16 protein-coding genes are annotated in these 16,788 nt (G+C 42.5%); 1 reads left to right on the top strand and 15 read right to left on the bottom strand.

Features of this window, described 5'->3' with window-relative positions; genetic code table 11:
* Window positions 1-449: 449 nt before the first annotated feature.
* Window positions 450-1,367, bottom strand: a complete 918-nt coding sequence (locus J8M00_RS11905; protein ID WP_211010448.1) for a glycosyltransferase — start codon at window positions 1,365-1,367, stop codon at window positions 450-452.
* 98 nt (window positions 1,368-1,465) lie between these two features.
* On the opposite strand from J8M00_RS11905, the gene J8M00_RS11900 reads away from it, so the two are divergent.
* Window positions 1,466-1,684, top strand: a complete 219-nt coding sequence (locus tag J8M00_RS11900) for a hypothetical protein (RefSeq protein ID WP_211010447.1) — start codon at window positions 1,466-1,468, stop codon at window positions 1,682-1,684.
* Window positions 1,685-1,776: 92 nt separating this feature from the next.
* Here J8M00_RS11900 and J8M00_RS11895 read toward each other — a convergent pair whose 3' ends face one another.
* The 14 genes from J8M00_RS11895 to flhB all read right to left on the bottom strand — a co-directional run bounded on the left by J8M00_RS11895 (window position 1,777) and on the right by flhB (window position 16,780).
* The gene (locus tag J8M00_RS11895; protein ID WP_211010446.1) at window positions 1,777-2,895 is read right to left on the bottom strand and encodes a serine hydrolase domain-containing protein; all 1,119 of its coding nucleotides are present in this window, start codon (window positions 2,893-2,895) and stop codon (window positions 1,777-1,779) included.
* A 187-nt stretch (window positions 2,896-3,082) separates the two neighbouring features.
* The gene (locus J8M00_RS11890; RefSeq protein ID WP_432652270.1) at window positions 3,083-3,511 is read right to left on the bottom strand and encodes a DUF2802 domain-containing protein; all 429 of its coding nucleotides are present in this window, start codon (window positions 3,509-3,511) and stop codon (window positions 3,083-3,085) included.
* A complete protein-coding gene (locus tag J8M00_RS11885; protein WP_023401824.1) occupies window positions 3,512-4,009 on the bottom strand; it encodes a chemotaxis protein CheW in 498 nt (165 codons plus the stop codon). It lies immediately after the preceding gene.
* Window positions 4,010-4,033: 24 nt separating this feature from the next.
* Window positions 4,034-4,819, bottom strand: coding sequence for a chemotaxis protein CheW (locus tag J8M00_RS11880; RefSeq protein ID WP_211010444.1), 786 nt, complete (start codon window positions 4,817-4,819; stop codon window positions 4,034-4,036).
* The gene (locus tag J8M00_RS11875) at window positions 4,812-5,597 is read right to left on the bottom strand and encodes a ParA family protein (RefSeq protein WP_023401822.1); all 786 of its coding nucleotides are present in this window, start codon (window positions 5,595-5,597) and stop codon (window positions 4,812-4,814) included. The genes J8M00_RS11880 and J8M00_RS11875 overlap by 8 nt, the downstream gene beginning before the upstream one ends.
* A 59-nt stretch (window positions 5,598-5,656) precedes the next feature.
* The gene (locus tag J8M00_RS11870; RefSeq protein ID WP_211010443.1) at window positions 5,657-6,802 is read right to left on the bottom strand and encodes a protein-glutamate methylesterase/protein-glutamine glutaminase; all 1,146 of its coding nucleotides are present in this window, start codon (window positions 6,800-6,802) and stop codon (window positions 5,657-5,659) included.
* Between the two features lie 84 nt (window positions 6,803-6,886).
* Window positions 6,887-9,145: a chemotaxis protein CheA gene (locus J8M00_RS11865; RefSeq protein WP_211010442.1), complete on the bottom strand. Its 2,259-nt coding sequence runs from the start codon at window positions 9,143-9,145 to the stop codon at window positions 6,887-6,889.
* A 15-nt stretch (window positions 9,146-9,160) separates the two neighbouring features.
* A complete protein-coding gene (locus J8M00_RS11860) occupies window positions 9,161-9,928 on the bottom strand; it encodes a protein phosphatase CheZ (RefSeq protein ID WP_023401819.1) in 768 nt (255 codons plus the stop codon).
* 20 nt (window positions 9,929-9,948) lie between these two features.
* Window positions 9,949-10,332 carry a chemotaxis response regulator CheY gene (gene cheY / locus J8M00_RS11855; RefSeq protein ID WP_010364893.1) on the bottom strand — a complete coding sequence of 128 codons (384 nt, stop codon included), beginning with the start codon at window positions 10,330-10,332 and terminating at the stop codon, window positions 9,949-9,951.
* 47 nt (window positions 10,333-10,379) lie between these two features.
* On the bottom strand, window positions 10,380-11,114 hold the full coding sequence (locus J8M00_RS11850; protein WP_023401817.1) for an RNA polymerase sigma factor FliA: 735 nt from the start codon (window positions 11,112-11,114) through the stop codon (window positions 10,380-10,382).
* A gap of 2 nt (window positions 11,115-11,116) precedes the next feature.
* Window positions 11,117-11,977 (bottom strand): MinD/ParA family ATP-binding protein, encoded by an 861-nt coding sequence (locus tag J8M00_RS11845; protein ID WP_023401816.1) that lies wholly within the window; start codon window positions 11,975-11,977, stop codon window positions 11,117-11,119.
* Complete coding sequence (flhF, locus tag J8M00_RS11840; protein ID WP_211010441.1) at window positions 11,970-13,469, bottom strand: flagellar biosynthesis protein FlhF; 1,500 nt, start codon at window positions 13,467-13,469, stop codon at window positions 11,970-11,972. Before flhF ends, J8M00_RS11845 begins: the two co-directional genes overlap by 8 nt.
* Before the next feature lie 22 nt (window positions 13,470-13,491).
* Window positions 13,492-15,591 (bottom strand): flagellar biosynthesis protein FlhA, encoded by a 2,100-nt coding sequence (flhA, locus tag J8M00_RS11835; protein ID WP_211010440.1) that lies wholly within the window; start codon window positions 15,589-15,591, stop codon window positions 13,492-13,494.
* Window positions 15,592-15,649: 58 nt separating this feature from the next.
* Window positions 15,650-16,780 (bottom strand): flagellar biosynthesis protein FlhB, encoded by a 1,131-nt coding sequence (gene flhB, locus J8M00_RS11830; RefSeq protein WP_211010439.1) that lies wholly within the window; start codon window positions 16,778-16,780, stop codon window positions 15,650-15,652.
* Between the last annotated feature and the right edge of the window lie 8 nt (window positions 16,781-16,788).

Genomic DNA, 16,788 nt, shown 5'->3' with positions numbered 1-16,788 from the left:
GGGCAACAAAAAGTTGTCTAATAATTGAATGTTATATGGCTGTCCCATCAATAAACACCGAGGCGGGCTCATTGCCAACCTCTCCTCTATCTCGGCGATAGAATCCGACTAGCGTCCCTCCTAAATATGAAAATGTTGAATCGCTTCCAATATCATCATGCTATGCAATTCCATACTATTCCGATTGGCATCTTCAGGAGATTAAAAACAAAACAGTTCCAGCTGCAAGGCTACTACCAACAAAAAACTGGTGAAAAAACAAACAGCGCTTTAGCATAGGTATAATTCATTACTCAAATGCGCCTAACAAAGAACACTTCACCACACTTTTAGCACAGTTCAGCACTGTCTCGTGATATAAACCGAACAGGCAGCTTGAGTAACAGGCTCCAAATAATTACTAGATGTCTGCACATTCGCCGCGTTTCTCTAAGCAGTTGCTTAATGAATTAATGCCTATGTCGAAAAGCCTCATTGTACGCCAAAAACTCTGCGAAGCTGCGCTTATTGAGGAAAGACAAATAGTATTCACGATGTGCTTGGACTTCTTCGCGCATATCATCTAGCAAATCTCGGGCGCCTTCAACTTGACTTACACTGTTCAAAAAGCGGTTCACCATGCGATCTGCTGATGCCTTTGGTTGCAGTACTGACGCAATATAAAGCTGATTGTAAACATTTAGAGTTTGGGAGCATTCGTATGGATATATTTCTCGATATACATGACCCACAGAGAGTTCAGGAAGCAACGCGCAGCGCCCGCCAAACATAAAAGCTTTTGCACTCAAAAACTGCTCATCTCCACCCCACTGAAGTAAACCAGATAATCCTCCAAGCTGCTCATAAAAGCTTTTATTAAAACAATACGCCGCACCAAAAATACAAGGTATTGAATGATCATCAGTCGGATTAATTAACCACTTTGTCGCCAGGAAATCTTGTACGTTCTCAAATGGTATGAACGCGCCACAACCTTGGGGTGCATTGCTAACAACCTCCCAATTTAAATTCATGTATACTGAGCGGGCACAAAAAATAGTGTTCGGTTCGTGTAAAACTCGCTCAAGTACCAGCTTATCCCAACCCGTTTGGAAAAACTGCATGTGCGCATCTAGAAACATTACGGCTTCATTACTCGCAAGTTTGACCCCCAGATCCCTACATGCTGCGACGCCAACCCTGAATGAGTTACGAACGTATTCACAGTGATATTGCTTTGCAACCGACTCATATGCAAAATCATCATCACTGGCATCGTTAATCAAAACCACTTCGACATCACCTTTGACAGTACTAAAAATGCTAGTTAAGGTTTTTTCAACGTTAATCCCTTCATTTAAAAAGGGAATAATTATACTCAAACTCATGCCAACTCCTTGACGTACCGATTAAATGTTGTACTACAGTACCACATAAGGTACATTTACACAAAATTAACTTAAATGAAACAAAAAAGGAGTGAACTATGAAACCTTCAATGAACAAAAAGCATCTGAAGCAACTGATGAAAAATGACAATGCCATGCGAGAGGCAACCCCCAAAGTTGCCGGTGGGTTTGGATCTTTGCCCCCTACAGATCCAATGAGGAACTGTAAAGTGACCAAAGGCCATACCGGCTGCATTGCATGCATGCCAACCCAAGAGTATTCTTGCCGTGACGGTTGCACGACTAAGTGGGATTAACATAACGCGTTAGTCAGTCTAAGTTTGAAGTATGCAGTCTCAGACTTAGTGAACAAGATAGGCATCAATTACTGGGTTTTGTTATGCCAGCTTTAAAATATAAACCAGTCTTTATATCTGGCCCAAGCTATCAATCGAGAAAAAGTGTCTGGCAAGACGTGCTGCTGTAATGAACCTATGAGGCGATTGCTCCAAACGCCATCAAGATTACCGTTGGTTAGATAGATAAAAAGCATATACTCACCTGATCTCTGATTTAGCATAGCCGTTACTCGCAACAAAGCACCACCATCATGTCCAACACTCTGCCAAGGCCCCATTTTTTCTACGTGCCAACCAGAAGAAAAATAATTCATATCGCCATTAGTGAGCTTATTTTGCTGCCAAAGCTCTCTCAAGAGCGTAACATTCACCAATTTGCCTGACATGAGTCCTGATAAAAAACTATTTAAGTCGTGTGTCGTGGAGTATGCACCCGTGTGTGAGTTACCGTAGGTAGGAAAAACATATTGATTAGCCACAAGATCTTGCCCGCCGTTGGGAAGGTATGATGCTACCGAGTTACTGGTATCTGAACGCCCATGCAGATATGTGTTTGACATTTGCAATGGGTGAAATATGCGTTCCTCTACTAACGTTTCGTACGATTGTGCTGTGATCGCCTCTAATAGTAACTTAATCAGCAAATAATTGGTTTGTGTATATGCTATTTTCTCATTTGGTTGTGATGTTGGCTGCTGGTCCTGAAACGCTATGATTACCTCTTCTATCGTTTTCGGTGCGACAACCTGACCATCCGTCATTGTAAAATATTCAGGTATGCCAGATGTGTGGTTGAGTAGTGCACGTAAGGGGATTTTTTGCCACTGCTGCGGTAAATTTAAATAGTCACCTATATTATCTTCTAAGTTTAATTCTCCCCTTTCTAAAAGCTGATAAACGAGCACATTAGCAAAAAGCTTACTCACAGAAAAGATAGGAAAAACACTATGTTCATCTAGAGTTTGGGGCAGCCTAGAGCTCGGTGAATTCGTAGCAAACTTAAAAATCACCTTACCATTTTTATTTACCAGAACAGCTTGAGCTGGTATGCCATGCACTGCTGCATTGTTGACAACCTGCTGTTCTAATTTTTGTTGTAGTCCATTTACTGTTTGACTGCAGCCTATAACAGTCCAAAATGCGATTAAGCCTATCAATATTTTGACCACTGCTCCTCCTTGGAACAACATAGTAACCAGATAAATACTGCGAAACCATTAAGGTTGCAGGCAACGACTTACTATCACTAAAGTAAGCCACATATAGGAAGTGAACGCTGATAGAAGGTTAGGCTGAGCTGAGCAAAAATCGTTAAAACCTTAAAACTAAAAAAGGCGCCATTTGGCACCTTTTAATTTAAGACTTATTATGTAAAGACATAAGTAGTTCAGCTTCAGCCCTTGGCAGCTCACATTCCCTCATGATCTCCTCAAGATCTGCGCCAAGTTCCACCATTTTAACGGCCCGAGAATATATTTTTGCGTCCGGGTCATCATATTTTTGCGCTGCTTGCTGCTGCGCCAAATCTTTGGCAAAACTCTCACTAGCGACAAGACGCTTTCCGATACTTAGTACACTTGCTCTAACTTCAGCAATTTCGCTTCTTAAAATGCTAATTTGTTCTGCATCATTTTGTGTTTGTTTAAGCAATCTAGCATTACTTTGCTGGGCTTGATATATGCGCTTACTAAATACAAAAAGCAAACCTAAGCACAGCAAGCTAATCACGCTCGCCGCTATCACAAGTACAATAAGTACGTCATCTAATGTTACTGCCGCCACAATCTACAGATGACTCAACTCATCCCACTCATCATCGCTGAGTAGTTTGTTAAGATCGACTAAAATCAGTAGCTCACCTTCACGGTTAGAAACACCTTGAATAAATTTAGCACTTTCTTCAGTGCCAATATTTGGTGCGCTGTCGATTTCTGAACTGCGTAAATAAACAACCTCAGCAACACTGTCTACTAAAATGCCAATTACTTGCTTTTCAGCTTCAATAATAACGATGCGAGAATTGTCGGTTACTTCAGCGCTCATCAGTCCAAAGCGGGCACGCGTATCTATAACAGTTACAACATTACCACGTAAGTTGATAATACCTAACACATAACTTGGTGCGCCTGGAACAGGGGCTATTTCAGTGTAACGAAGCACTTCTTGCACTTGCATTACATTGATACCGTACGTTTCTTCCTCTAGTTTGTATGTCACCCACTGCAGGACTTCATCATTACTATCGGCATTTTTATCTGCAGAAAGTATTCTTTCTTGGCTCATGATTAAACTCCAGATTGATGCTAGTTACTGCTCTCGGCTATCGAGGCCTTGTTCTAGCAACCTATTTAAATTCTCTACGTCAATAAGCGCACACATTTTTTCTTTGATAACACCAGCAAGCCATGGACGCTTACCACATGCTGTTCGCCACTTAACATCATCTGCTGAGAGCGTAATATTATTCACTAGCTTTTCCGCTAATAACCCCCAAGGGCTGTCTCCTAGCATGATTAAATATTGATAGTTAAGCTGAGATTCTAACTCAGGGGTATACTTTTCAGGCATAACCCAACGCGCCGTATCAACAACATTTAACTTTTCTTCGCGGTTTAACATCACGCCTTTAAACCACTTCGGTTTACCAAATAGCTGGTTAACCTCTGTCAGCTGATGAATTCCACCAAGTGCCTGTAAAGGAACCGCTAACGTTAACCCTGCCACTTCAAAGAATAAAGCCTGAAATTCACCTTCTATAAAAGCTTCCTTTGCAGCACTTTGCGCGGGAGCTTGTTCTTTGATAATAGTTGTATTTTCAGTTATCTCAAGCTCTTGAGTTGGCTTCACAGGAGTTTCTTGTAGAACTTCCTCTACAGGAACCTCCTGAGTTTGAACTTTCAGCTCAACTTTTGCTTTCGGTTCTTCTATTGCCTCGGCTTGTTTGAGTAGCTGCTCTTGCTTTTGAGCATCTGGGACAGATTCAAGCAACTTTGCAACGGGTGCAAGTGCAACATCCTGATCTTCCTCTTCTTGCAGTAGAGCACCAAGATATTGTTTCATCACTTGTTCGTTTGCAAACAGGTGCTTACTCATTCTTACCTCTTTCTAATTCACCAATATGCTCAAGCAAAGCTCGATACGCATATACTCCCCTTGATTTTGGGCAGAATTGTACCGGAACCTTTTGCGCCAAGCTAGCATCTCTGAATTTAGTATCAACTGGGATAACACCTGGCCAGACTTTATCCCGATATGACTCAACCAAAGATTTGTATGCTTCTAGCGACGCTTTAGTACGCTTATCATACATTGTAGGAACTATAGTATATTGATATTGCTTAGAATGCGAACTTTGCATTAATGTCATTGTTCGCATCATTCTATCGAGACCTTTAAGTGCTAAAAACTCGGTTTGTACTGGGATTAATATTCGCTCACTTGCAGCCAACGCATTAACCATCAGTACACCAAGTACTGGAGGGCAATCTAAAATAGCATAGTCGTAATACTCACTGATTTTCGCTAAGGCTTTTTTTAGTATCAGCCCCATACCTGAGCGGTTTCCCATACTTCTATCTAGTGTTGCAATGGCCATAGTTGCCGGCAAAATATCTAGGTTTTCAACAGTTGAAGGACACAGCGCTTGCAAAATTTCTTCGCTTTGCATATTAGAGCCGCGTATAAAAATATCATATACGCTCACCTCTAGATCTTCAGAGTCTATTCCAAAATAATAGGTTAGTGATGCATGTGGATCCGTATCAATCAATAATACTCTCTTACCTTCAGCGGCCAAAATACCGCCCAAGCTCACAGCTGTGGTTGTTTTACCCACACCACCTTTTTGATTAGCTACCGTCCAAATTTTCACTTTATTATTTTATTCCTTTGTGACTCATGGCAAAGCTGTTTTTAACAATTCAATATGCCCTAAGCGATCCCCAGCTCTTTATTGATACGTAAAGCTACATCCTGCAACGCCAAGCTTTCAGACGATAAACCAGCAGCGGTAACTGCTTGTGGCATACCATAAACAACACATGTCTTTTCATCTTGGGCCCAAATAGTTGCACCTACTTGCTTGAGCATACGAGAACCATCTCTGCCATCTGCGCCCATACCAGTTAAAACAATTGCCAATACATCTCCAGAATATGCTTTTGCAGTACTCGCAAAAGTCACATCCACACAAGGTTTATAGGTAATTCTCGGGCTGTCATCTTCAAACACTTTTAATGATTTACTACCGCCTCTTGATTCAACCATCATTTGTTTTCCACCTGGTGCGAGATAAGCAACACCCGGCATCAATTTGTCACCTTGCTCAGCTTCTTTCACTTTAATCTTACACAAGCTATTTAATCGCTGTGCAAACGCTGGTGTAAACGCCGCAGGCATATGCTGAATAAGTAATATCGGATGGGGGAAGTTAGCGGGTAATTGAGTTAATATTGTTTGCAAAGCTACCGGACCACCTGTGGATGTACCAATAGCGACGACCTTATATGACTTGCCCGACGCCTTGAAACTTCTTTGTGGTGTTGCTTCTGGCGTAGCTCTTTGAAAACTTCTATCCGGTTGAGCGACTGTCGATGTAGAGCGTAAACTTGATGGCGCAGGCTTCGCAGCAGGTGTCGCTGGTTTAGACGAGGTCATTGGTCGAGTAAATCGACTTACTCGCTTCCTACCAATTTCTTTTACTTTGCTCTGTAACGCACGTGTAGCGTCTTCACTATTTCGAGCAATGTCTTCAAACTTTTTGGGTAAAAAGTCAACCGCACCAGCATCTAGCGCGTCTAAAGTGGCACTGGCCCCTTCTCTTGTTAAAGACGAAAACATTAAAATTGGCGTCGGATTACTTTGCATTATTTTTTTAACGGCGCTGATACCGTCTAATACAGGCATTTCAACATCCATTGTAATTACGTCAGGACGTAATTTACTGGCTTTTTCAACGGCTTCTTGACCATTTACTGCAAAATCAATGACTTCAATACCAGCATCTTTTTCCAGTATTTCACTTACACGACGACGAAAAAAACTTGAGTCATCAACAACTAATACTTTTACTGCCATTGGCATCGCTCTTTTTTATGTTACAGATCCGAAAAGTGGTGCCCTTGGCACCACTAATTCGGTGACAGCAAAAAGCGTCAAACGCTATTTGCCCGCGTAATGCTTCAACATACTTGGTACATCCAAGATCAATGCAATTCCGCCATCTGATGTGATGGTCGCACCTGCCATGCCTGGAGTACCTTGTAGTAGAGAATCAAGTGGTTTAATGACCACTTCCTCTTGACCTATTAATGAATCAACTACAAAACCAACTTGCTTAGTACCGATTTGCACTATTACCACGTGGCCTTCAGCTTTCTTCTGACTGATGTCAGTACCTTTGACTAGCCAATGTTCAAGATAAAAGAGTGGTATCGCTTTTTCTCTCACAATAATAGTCAATTGCCCATCAACTACATTGGTTTTAGTTAAATCGAGGTGGAAGATTTCACTTACCCCAGCCAATGGCAAGGCAAATGTCTGCTCTCCAACCATCACCATTAATGTCGGTAAAATAGCAAGCGTGAGTGGTACTTTAATTTCTAATATAGTGCCCACTCCCAGCTCTGACTGAATGTTCACTTGGCCATTAAGCTGGGTAATTTTAGTTTTTACAACGTCCATTCCAACACCTCGGCCTGAGATGTCAGATATTTGTTCTTTAGTCGAAAATCCAGGAGCAAAGATCAGGTTATATGCCTCAGTATCCGACAATCTGCTTGCCTGATCAGAGTCAATTACGCCTTTACTAATTGCTATTTTCTTCAGTTTTTCAGGGTCCATACCCGCACCATCATCTCTGATGGTCAATAGGATATGATCACCTTCTTGTGAAGCTGACAAGGTCACAGTACCTGTGCGCACTTTTCCAGCAGCTTCACGGACATCTGGCATTTCTATCCCGTGGTCAACCGAGTTTCTAACTAGGTGGACCAATGGATCTGCTAGTGCCTCTACGAGGTTTTTATCTAAATCTGTATCTTCACCCTCTAGGATCAGATTAATATCTTTTTTAAGGCTGCGCGCCAAGTCCCTAACAACGCGGGGGAAGCGACCAAATACTTTCTTAATTGGCTGCATTCGCGTTTTCATAACGGCACCTTGCAAATCTGCGGTAACCACATCTAAATTTGAGATGGCTTTACCCATTGCTTCGCTGTTGCTGTTATTAGCAAGGCTTACTAAACGGTTGCGCACCAATACTAACTCACCGACCATATTCATTATTTGGTCTAAGCGCTTTGTATCAACACGGACTGTCGTCTCAGCCTGAGCTGCTGGCTTCTTCGCAGCTCCACCTTTTGGCTCTGCTTTGGCAGGCGCTGGTGCCGATTTTGCTGCTGGTTTCGCAGCCGGTTTTGGCGCTTCCACTTTTGCAGCTGGCTGGGATTTAGGCTTTGGAGCCGCGGCAGGTTCAACTTTTGGTGCCGGTGCAGGATCCGATTTTGCTGAAGATTCTTCCTTATTTTTAGGCGCCTGACCTTTGCCATGTAGCTCGTCTAATAAGGCTTCAAATTCATCATCGTTTATTTCTTCATCCGTACCTGCCGATTCTGACGCAGGCGCAGCTGGCGTTGCTGGTGCAACAGGAGCTGCTGGCTTCTCAGGTTCACTGGGCGTAGAGCCAAACTGGCCAACACCGTGCAATTCATCTAATAAGCTATCGAATTCATCGTCGGTAATATCACCATCATTTGCATTTGCTGGCGGTGCAGCTGGCGCTGATGCGGCCGGCGCTTGCTCTTCTGCCGACGGGCCGTTCCCAGAGCCATGTAGCTCATCTAACAGGCTTTCAAATTCTTCTTCTGTTATTTCATCAATGTTGTCAGACTTAGCTGGCTCGCTACTTTCTTCACTACTGCCATCTAAATCGAAAAATACGTCAGCTTCAGGTTCAGGAGGGGCTTCTGGCGGCGGTGCAACAACAGCCTCTGGTTCTGGAGTCAGTGCAACTGGTTCTTCGTCAGCAGATTCTGGTTGGCTAAGCTTGTGCAAGACGTCAAGTAACGTCTGGTCAGCTGGCTCTGGTTGCTCGCGGTTTTGAATACAAGCAAACATATCGTTAATTGTATCCAGTGACTGTAAGATCACATCCATTAATTCTGGGTTGACTGAACGTTGACCTTGTCTCAGTACATCGAAAACATTCTCAGCACCATGACAAGCATCAACCAGCTCATTCATGCCTAGAAAGCCAGCACCACCTTTAACTGTGTGGAACCCTCTAAAAATTGCATTTAGTAAATCTTTGTCATCTGGGTTGTTTTCTAATTCAACGAGTTGCTCAGATAACAGTTCGAGTATTTCTCCAGCTTCAACAAGAAAGTCTTGTAAGATATCTTCATCGACTTCAAAGCTCATTATTATACTCTCCTATTAGAAACCCAAACTAGATAACAAATCATCAACTTCATCCTGACCAGACACGACATCGTCTCGTTCTTCAGCGTCAATGATAGGTCCTTCTGGACCTGATAGTTCATCAGTGGTGGTTTCAACTACTTCTTGTGGTTGTTGAGCCGTGCTAAGTTGACCCACTTCTGACGTGCCAAATACAGTTAATAAATGAATTAAACTGTCTTCAACCTCTCTGACAAGTTCAATGACTCGGCGAATAACTTGACCAGTCAAATCTTGATAATCTTGCGCCATCAAGACATTTGTCATCAAGGTTTGTAGCTCATCGGTACGGCCTTGTGAAGATTGCATAAAGTCATTTAAGTCGTGACACAGGGATTTAAACTCCCCTAATTGTATATCACGACTCATTAACCTATCCCAGGTAGGCTTTATTTCAGAAAGCTCATCTGCCAACTGTTGAGCAAGCGGCAAACTCGCTTCCACCGCGTCCATTGTTTTATTAGCCGCGTTTTCTGTCATTTCCATGACATAATTTAAACGTTGTTTTGCATCTGGTAAGGCTTCAGTTGTTAAGTCTGATAAACGCGTATCTAACTCGAAGTTTTTCAACGATTCGTGTAATTGGCGTGTCAATTTTCCGACTTCAGCAAATAATTCAGATTGTTCTTTATTAGTCGCTTCAATTAGAATTTGATCAGCTTTTTCTTGTTCACCATTTTCAAGAAACTCAACAAGTTGCTTTGCTTGCTCTAATGTTATTTGTGGCGCAGAGGATTCTGACATAAGCCTATCCTTACTTGTAACTAGCCTAAGCGTTCAAAGACTTTTTCTAACTTAGTTTTCAATGTTCCAGCTGTAAATGGCTTGACGATATAACCATTTACACCAGCTTGAGCTGCTGCAACAATTTGTTCTTTTTTAGCTTCTGCAGTTACCATCAGCACTGGAATGTGCTTAAGGCTATCATCGGCTCTTATCGCTCTTAGCAGATCGATACCTTGCATGCCTGGCATGTTCCAATCGGTAACAACAAAGTCAAATTCTTGATTTTGCAACATTGGAAGCGCAGTGCTGCCATCATCTGCCTCTTGAACATTTGTAAAGCCTAAGTCTCTCAAAAGGTTTTTGATTATTCTTCTCATTGTAGAGAAATCATCAACCACGAGAATTTTCATGTTCTTATCCAAAACTTCCTCCGGTGAGGTTTGAACCTAAATAAATAATAAAATGTACTCTAATTGATCCAGTCATTTATCTTGGCTCTGAGTTTAATCATTGCCTGACCATGAATCTGACTCACTCGAGACTCGCTCACATCAAGGATCTGGCCAATCTCTTTTAAATTCATTTCATCGTTATAGTACAAAGACAAAACCATCGCATCTCGCTCAGGTAATGTTTTAATTGCTTCTACTAACGATTCATTAAAGCGCTCATTCTTAACGTTATTGAATGGTTTGTCTAGCGCTAAATCACTGCCTGCAGGTGAAATTACATCTTGATCGACACCCAAGTCTTCAATGCCAATAATTTTACTTGCATTTACGTCATGTAAAATATGATGGTACTCATCTAAGGGAATATCAAGTTTTTCAGCGATTTCAGTATCTTTAGGCTCTCTGCCTAAGGCTGTTTCCAGCTCAGAAATAGCCTCTGCCACCATACGGCTATTTTTATGAACTGAGCGTGGTGCCCAGTCTCCACGGCGTATTTCATCTAACATTGCGCCGCGAATTCGAATCCCAGCAAAGGTTTCGAAGCTAGCCCCTTTACTTGCATCAAAATTCTTTGTCGCTTCAATTAAACCAATCATGCCAGATTGAATTAGGTCATCGAGTTGAACGCTCGCGGGTAATCTCGCGAGCAAATGACAAGCAACTTTTTTGACTAAAGGTGTATGACGCTCAACCACCTTATTCAGATGATCTGCTGTTTGATATCCCGCCATTCGATTGACCGGTGTAGCCATAATTACCCGTTAACTAGTTGCTCAATGAAAAACTCTAAGTGACCTGAAGGCTGGTGAGGTACAGGCCATTTCACTGCTTTACTTGCCAATCCCCTAAATGCAACTGCAGCTGGGGAATTAGGGTAGAGTTCCACGATCGTTTTTTGACGACGCGAAGACTTTCGCATATTTTCGTCGAAAGGTATTGTTGCAACGAGTTCAAGCGCTACATCTAAAAACCTATCCGTTACTTTCGAGAGCTTTGCAAAGAGTTCCTGACCTTCACGAAGGCTTCTCACCATATTCGCGACGATTTTAAATTTGTAAACTCCGTGCTCTCGGCTTAATACTTTTATCAGTGCATAAGCATCTGTGATTGACGTTGGCTCATCACAAACTACAACCATGACGTCTTGAGCTGCTCTTGAAAAACTGAGTACCATATCTGAAATACCAGCAGCCGTATCGACAATCAGAACATCAAAATCGTTACTTAATTCACTGAATGCTCGAATAAGACCGGCATGTTCTGCTGGGCTTAATTCAACCATATTTTGAGAACCTGAAGTAGCAGGTACAATTCTTATACCAGCAGGCCCTTCTACTAAAATCTCATCTAATTCACATTCGCCGGATAGCACATGAGACAGGTTGCGCTCAACACGTAACCCTAGCATTACGTCACAATTTGCTAATCCAAGGTCAGCATCTAAAACTAATACTCTATGGCCTTGTTGTCCTAACGCAATCGCAGTATTCAATGAAACATTGGTCTTACCGACTCCTCCTTTACCACCAGTTACTGCTATTACTTTTACTCCGTGGTTACTTTTTTGATTCATTTTACGCAGGCCACTTGCTTGATCTAAAACTGTATTAATCATACATTCCTACTGTCTGGGACGCCACTGCTTCACGTCGTGAATGTTGTGCTTTTGTTCTTTTTAAATACAATTGCTCAGCCTTTTTAACTAATTTTTGAGCATTTGCTACACGAATGTCTTCTGGCACTCGCTGTCCGTTGGTAAGATACCCTATTGGCAAACGATTTTGAATCGCAATACTAATAATCTCACCTAAACTTAGACATTCATCAAGTTTTGTAAAAATGCAACCGCTTAAATTTACTTTTTTAAAGTGATTGACAGTTTCTTGCAAAACATGCATTTGCGATGTTGCACTTAATACTAAATAGCTACGAATATCAACTCTTGAACTACGCATCAATGTATTAAGTTGTTCAGTTAAACGCAAGTCTCTTTGACTCATGCCCGCAGTATCTATTAATACTAGTCGTTTATTTCGTAAATGATAAAGAACTTCTGCTAATTCATTAGCATCTTTAACTTGCTTTACCGGACAGCCAATGATTCTACCATAAGTTGCCAACTGCTCGTAAGCACCAATTCGATATGTATCTGTAGTAATTAAAGCAACTTTATCAGCACCATATTTTTGAGCGCCTAGCGCTGCAAGCTTTGCAACCGTCGTCGTCTTACCAACTCCAGTTGGTCCAACCATCGCATACACACCACCTTGACGAAGAATATCGTTGTTGGTTGTGTGCATTTGATTTACAACCATATTTAAAAGTGCATTCCACGCTTCTTTTCTCGATACATCGTCAGGGATAAAACAGGCCATTTGCTCAGCGACATCAGAACTAATTCCCATACCTTGAAGGCGGTCTACTAAACAAGCTCTAGTCGGATCACGTCGTTCCATTTCTTGTTTCATTAAACCAGAAAGCTGATATTCAAGTAATTGACGTATCGCATTCATTTCATCACGCATCGAGCTCATTTCATCTTGCGGAGCGGCTGCTGTTGCTGTTTGTAGCGGATCCAGCTCTGAATCTAAATCATCGTCAAAACCCCAGTCTGAAGAAATAGGGTCGGCTTCTTTTACAGGACGTTGACGAGCACTGATGGGCTGCGCTTGCTGAGTTTGATTGAATTCAGGTCTCTGTGCTTGTTGAGGTTGAAACAAGTCATCTGTGTCTATCCCTGAATGCGAAAACATAGAAGCAAGCTCAGGTGAACGAGGTTTTGGAGCTTGACGCTCTAGGAGCGCTTCTAGGCTATCAGCCACTTGAGCCTGAGGCTGAGCTTGAGGACGACGAGTTTGAGGCTTAACCACTCTTGCTGGCTGACTATACGTTGGCTTTTGTACGGCTGCTGGCGCAGGCTCAGGACGAGTCTCCACAGGAGCAGCCTGTGACTGCGGCGCTACGCGGTCGTTGTCAATTGCAGCGACGATTTCTACGCCATCAGCAAGCTTTTTGTTTGACATGATCACCGCGTCTGCACCTAATTCATCTTTTACTTCTTTCAAAGCAGTACGCATATCTTTTGCAAAAAATCTTTTAATCTTCATAACTCAGCACCTCGTTCCTCTATTATTGCCCTACAGAGCTAATAATCTTGATTTGTCTCTCGTCTGGTACTTCCTGGTAAGACATCACTCTTAATCCAGGGATCGTATGTTTGACAAATCGAGATAAAACACTTCTTAACATACCTGAGGTTAATAAGATGGACGGCTCGCCTAGCATTTCTTGCGTTTGATGCGCTTCTCTCAATGAACCTTGAAGTCGCTCTGCAAGTCCTGGCTCTATGCCTGCCCCCTCATCACCTGCGTTCTGAAGTGACTGATGCAACATCTGTTCCAACTCGGGCGCCAATGTTATGACAGGTATCTCATCAGCATTGCCAACAGCATCTTGAACTATGAGTCTGCGTAGTGAGATTCGCACTGCAGCCGTTAGTACATCAGGGTCTTGGCTTCGAGGACCATATTCAACTAAAGTCTGCACAATTGATCTCATATCTCGAATTGCGACTCCTTCATTGAGTAAATTTTGCAGTACTTTAACAATCGTTGTCAGTGGTAGTACATCAGGAACTAACCCTTCAACCAATCTAGGGTGGCTTTTCGCCAACATATCTAATAAGTTTTGAACTTCTTCATGACCTAACAATAAAGAAGCATTATTGGTCAATAACTGACTAATGTGTGTTGCAACCACAGTAGCTGCATCAACAACCGTATAACCTAAAGAATGAGCTTCATCTTTTTGGTCGGGTTTAATCCAAACTGCATCCAACCCAAAAGCTGGATCTTTTGTTGCGACACCTTGAATTGGTCCAAATACCTGACCTGGGTTAATCGCGAGTTCATCACCATGTTTTAGTTCACCATCGCCAGACCCAACGCCCATTAGCGTGATCTTATAAGCGTTCGGGTCTAGCTCTAAATTGTCACGAATGTGAACAGGAGGGACGAGAAAGCCTAGCTCTTGTGATAACTTTTTACGCACACCTTTTATGCGGCTGAGTAACTCACCACCTTGGGCCTGATCGACAAGTGGTATAAGTCTATAACCCACTTCTAAGCCAATAACGTCAACTGGTTGAACATCGTCCCATCCAAGCTCTTTTTGATCTTGCTGCTTATTGGCAACTTGTGTGCCTTTAGCTTCTTGCTCTGCTTGTTCTGCAGCTGCCTTTGCTTTGTGCTGCTTTGAGTAATATGCTAAACCACCGATTAAGCTCCCCAAACCTAAGAATGCAACATGTGGCATGCCCGGTACTAAGCCCATTACAATGAGGATACCAGAGGCAATATATAGAGACTTTTCATTGCCTAATTGCTGTGTTACCTGCTCACCCATGTTGTGAGATTCATTTTGACGTGTCACAACGATTGCAGTGCCAATTGACAACAGCAGTGATGGTAATTGTGCAACAAGGCCATCACCAATCGTCAGTAACGTATAGACCTCCATCGCTCTGCCAAAAGTAAGGTCATGCTGTACCATGCCGACAAATAGGCCACCAATAATATTGATCGCAAGTATCACAATGCCTGCGATTGCATCACCTTTTACAAATTTGCTGGCACCGTCCATCGAACCATAAAAGTCCGCTTCTCTTGTCACTTCATCACGGCGAGTACGTGCATCTTCAGCAGAAATGAAACCGGCGTTCAGGTCGGCGTCTATTGCCATCTGTTTACCTGGCATTGCGTCTAGTGTGAAACGCGCTGATACTTCTGAAATACGTCCCGCACCTTTGGTGATTACTACAAAGTTAATTATGATCAGAATTAGGAAGACGACTAAACCAACGGCATAGTTACCGCCAATTACAACAGAGCCAAATGCTTCAATCACTTTACCAGCTGCATCACCACCGTTGTGACCTTCGAGAAGCACTACTCGGGTACTGGCAACATTCAGTGCCAGTCTCATGATTGTCGCAATAAGAAGCACTGCCGGGAACATACCAAACTCAAGGGGTTTTAGCGTATATACCGTTACTAATAATACGACCAGTGCCAATGCAATATTGAATGAAAATAAGATATCTAACAAAAACGGAGGCATGGGTAATATCACCATACCTAACGCAGCAAGAACCAGTAACGGTGTACCTATCCCCTTAGCATATTCTTTTTTGTCTCGATTAATTTGTTGTAGAACCGCTTTAAAATCCATAACTTATCAACTTCAATTTATTGACGCAGATAAGTTAAAGCAAAGTTCGTTCCAACTATTAGTGTTTCAAGCTATCAGGAATAGGTAAGTCTTTACTCAGTTCGTTAGGCCTGCGACCACGACCTTTATTGAATTTTTTCAGCTGGAATACATAAGCGAGCACTTGTGCCACCGCTGTAAATAACTGATCAGGTATTTGGTCACCCACCTCTGTGGTGTGGTACAAAGAGCGCGTCAACACAGGAGATTCGACAATCGGCACCTCATTACCTTTAGCAACCTTTCGGATCTGCATTGCTAGCTCATCGACCCCTTTGGCTATAACCATAGGTGCACCAGCTTTTTCCGTGTCATATTTCAGTGCTACTGAGTAGTGTGTGGGGTTTGTAACAACAACATCTGCATCAGGTACATCTTGCATCATGCGTCGCTGTGACATTTCTCGTTGTGTTCTGCGAATACGCGCTTTAATTTGAGGATCACCTTCTGAATTTTTATACTCATCTTTCACTTCTTGCAATGTCATCTTCAATTGCTTGTTGTGGTTATAACTTTGATAAGGTGCATCAATGGCAGAAATTATGATCATGGTGCAACTGAGGGCGAGGAACAACCAAGACAAAATTTCCAGTGAATGAATAACACTTCCAGGGACTGATTCAATACTCAGATGCAAGATGTCGTAAAACATCCACTTGATGAATAAGATAGCAAACCCAGCAACCAGTACAAACTTTAAAATAGATTTAAACAGCTCCACGGCGGCTTGCGGACCAAACATACGTTTGATCCCTTTCATCGGTGACATTTTACTTGGCTTTGGAGAGGCAGCTTCCCAGCTAAAGTTAAAGCCGCCAAGCAGTGTATTACCAATTACACCGGCGACAAGAATAATCAAGACAAACATCGACATAGGGAAGAAAAGTTCGGAGAAAGCATCGCCCCAAACAGCAAACATCTTGGTTGTATCATATGTTTCGTTGCGATTGAGAGTGAGCATGCGGCCCATGATGTTATAAAGGCCTTTAGCGATATCGGCCCCATATAAAATAAGTGCGACCGCAGAGAAAATAAGTACAAACGTCGTCCCCAGCTCCTTAGAACGAGCGACTTGACCCTTTTTTCTAGCATCACTGATCTTTTTCGCCGTGGGTTCTTCGGTACGTTCTTGACCTGAATCTTCAGCCATCTTACTCT

Origin of the sequence: Pseudoalteromonas luteoviolacea (genome assembly GCF_018100925.1) — a bacterium.
GTDB lineage: Bacteria > Pseudomonadota > Gammaproteobacteria > Enterobacterales > Alteromonadaceae > Pseudoalteromonas > Pseudoalteromonas obscura.
Note: the sequence above shows the minus strand (reverse complement) of the source record. Positions and strands in the feature narration are given on the sequence as shown.

Excerpts from the sequence above, each read along its gene's own strand:
- J8M00_RS11905 (WP_211010448.1), bottom strand. The coding sequence starts at position 1,367 with ATGAGTTTGAGTATAATTATTCCCTTTTTAAATGAAGGGATTAACGTT.
- J8M00_RS11900 (WP_211010447.1), top strand. The coding sequence starts at position 1,466 with ATGAAACCTTCAATGAACAAAAAGCATCTGAAGCAACTGATGAAAAAT.
- J8M00_RS11885 (WP_023401824.1), bottom strand. The coding sequence starts at position 4,009 with ATGAGCCAAGAAAGAATACTTTCTGCAGATAAAAATGCCGATAGTAAT.
- J8M00_RS11880 (WP_211010444.1), bottom strand. The coding sequence starts at position 4,819 with ATGAGTAAGCACCTGTTTGCAAACGAACAAGTGATGAAACAATATCTT.
- J8M00_RS11870 (WP_211010443.1), bottom strand. The coding sequence starts at position 6,802 with ATGGCAGTAAAAGTATTAGTTGTTGATGACTCAAGTTTTTTTCGTCGT.
- J8M00_RS11865 (WP_211010442.1), bottom strand. The coding sequence starts at position 9,145 with ATGAGCTTTGAAGTCGATGAAGATATCTTACAAGACTTTCTTGTTGAA.
- J8M00_RS11860 (WP_023401819.1), bottom strand. The coding sequence starts at position 9,928 with ATGTCAGAATCCTCTGCGCCACAAATAACATTAGAGCAAGCAAAGCAA.
- J8M00_RS11850 (WP_023401817.1), bottom strand. The coding sequence starts at position 11,114 with ATGGCTACACCGGTCAATCGAATGGCGGGATATCAAACAGCAGATCAT.
- J8M00_RS11845 (WP_023401816.1), bottom strand. The coding sequence starts at position 11,977 with ATGATTAATACAGTTTTAGATCAAGCAAGTGGCCTGCGTAAAATGAAT.
- flhF (WP_211010441.1), bottom strand. The coding sequence starts at position 13,469 with ATGAAGATTAAAAGATTTTTTGCAAAAGATATGCGTACTGCTTTGAAA.
- flhA (WP_211010440.1), bottom strand. The coding sequence starts at position 15,591 with ATGGATTTTAAAGCGGTTCTACAACAAATTAATCGAGACAAAAAAGAA.
- flhB (WP_211010439.1), bottom strand. The coding sequence starts at position 16,780 with ATGGCTGAAGATTCAGGTCAAGAACGTACCGAAGAACCCACGGCGAAA.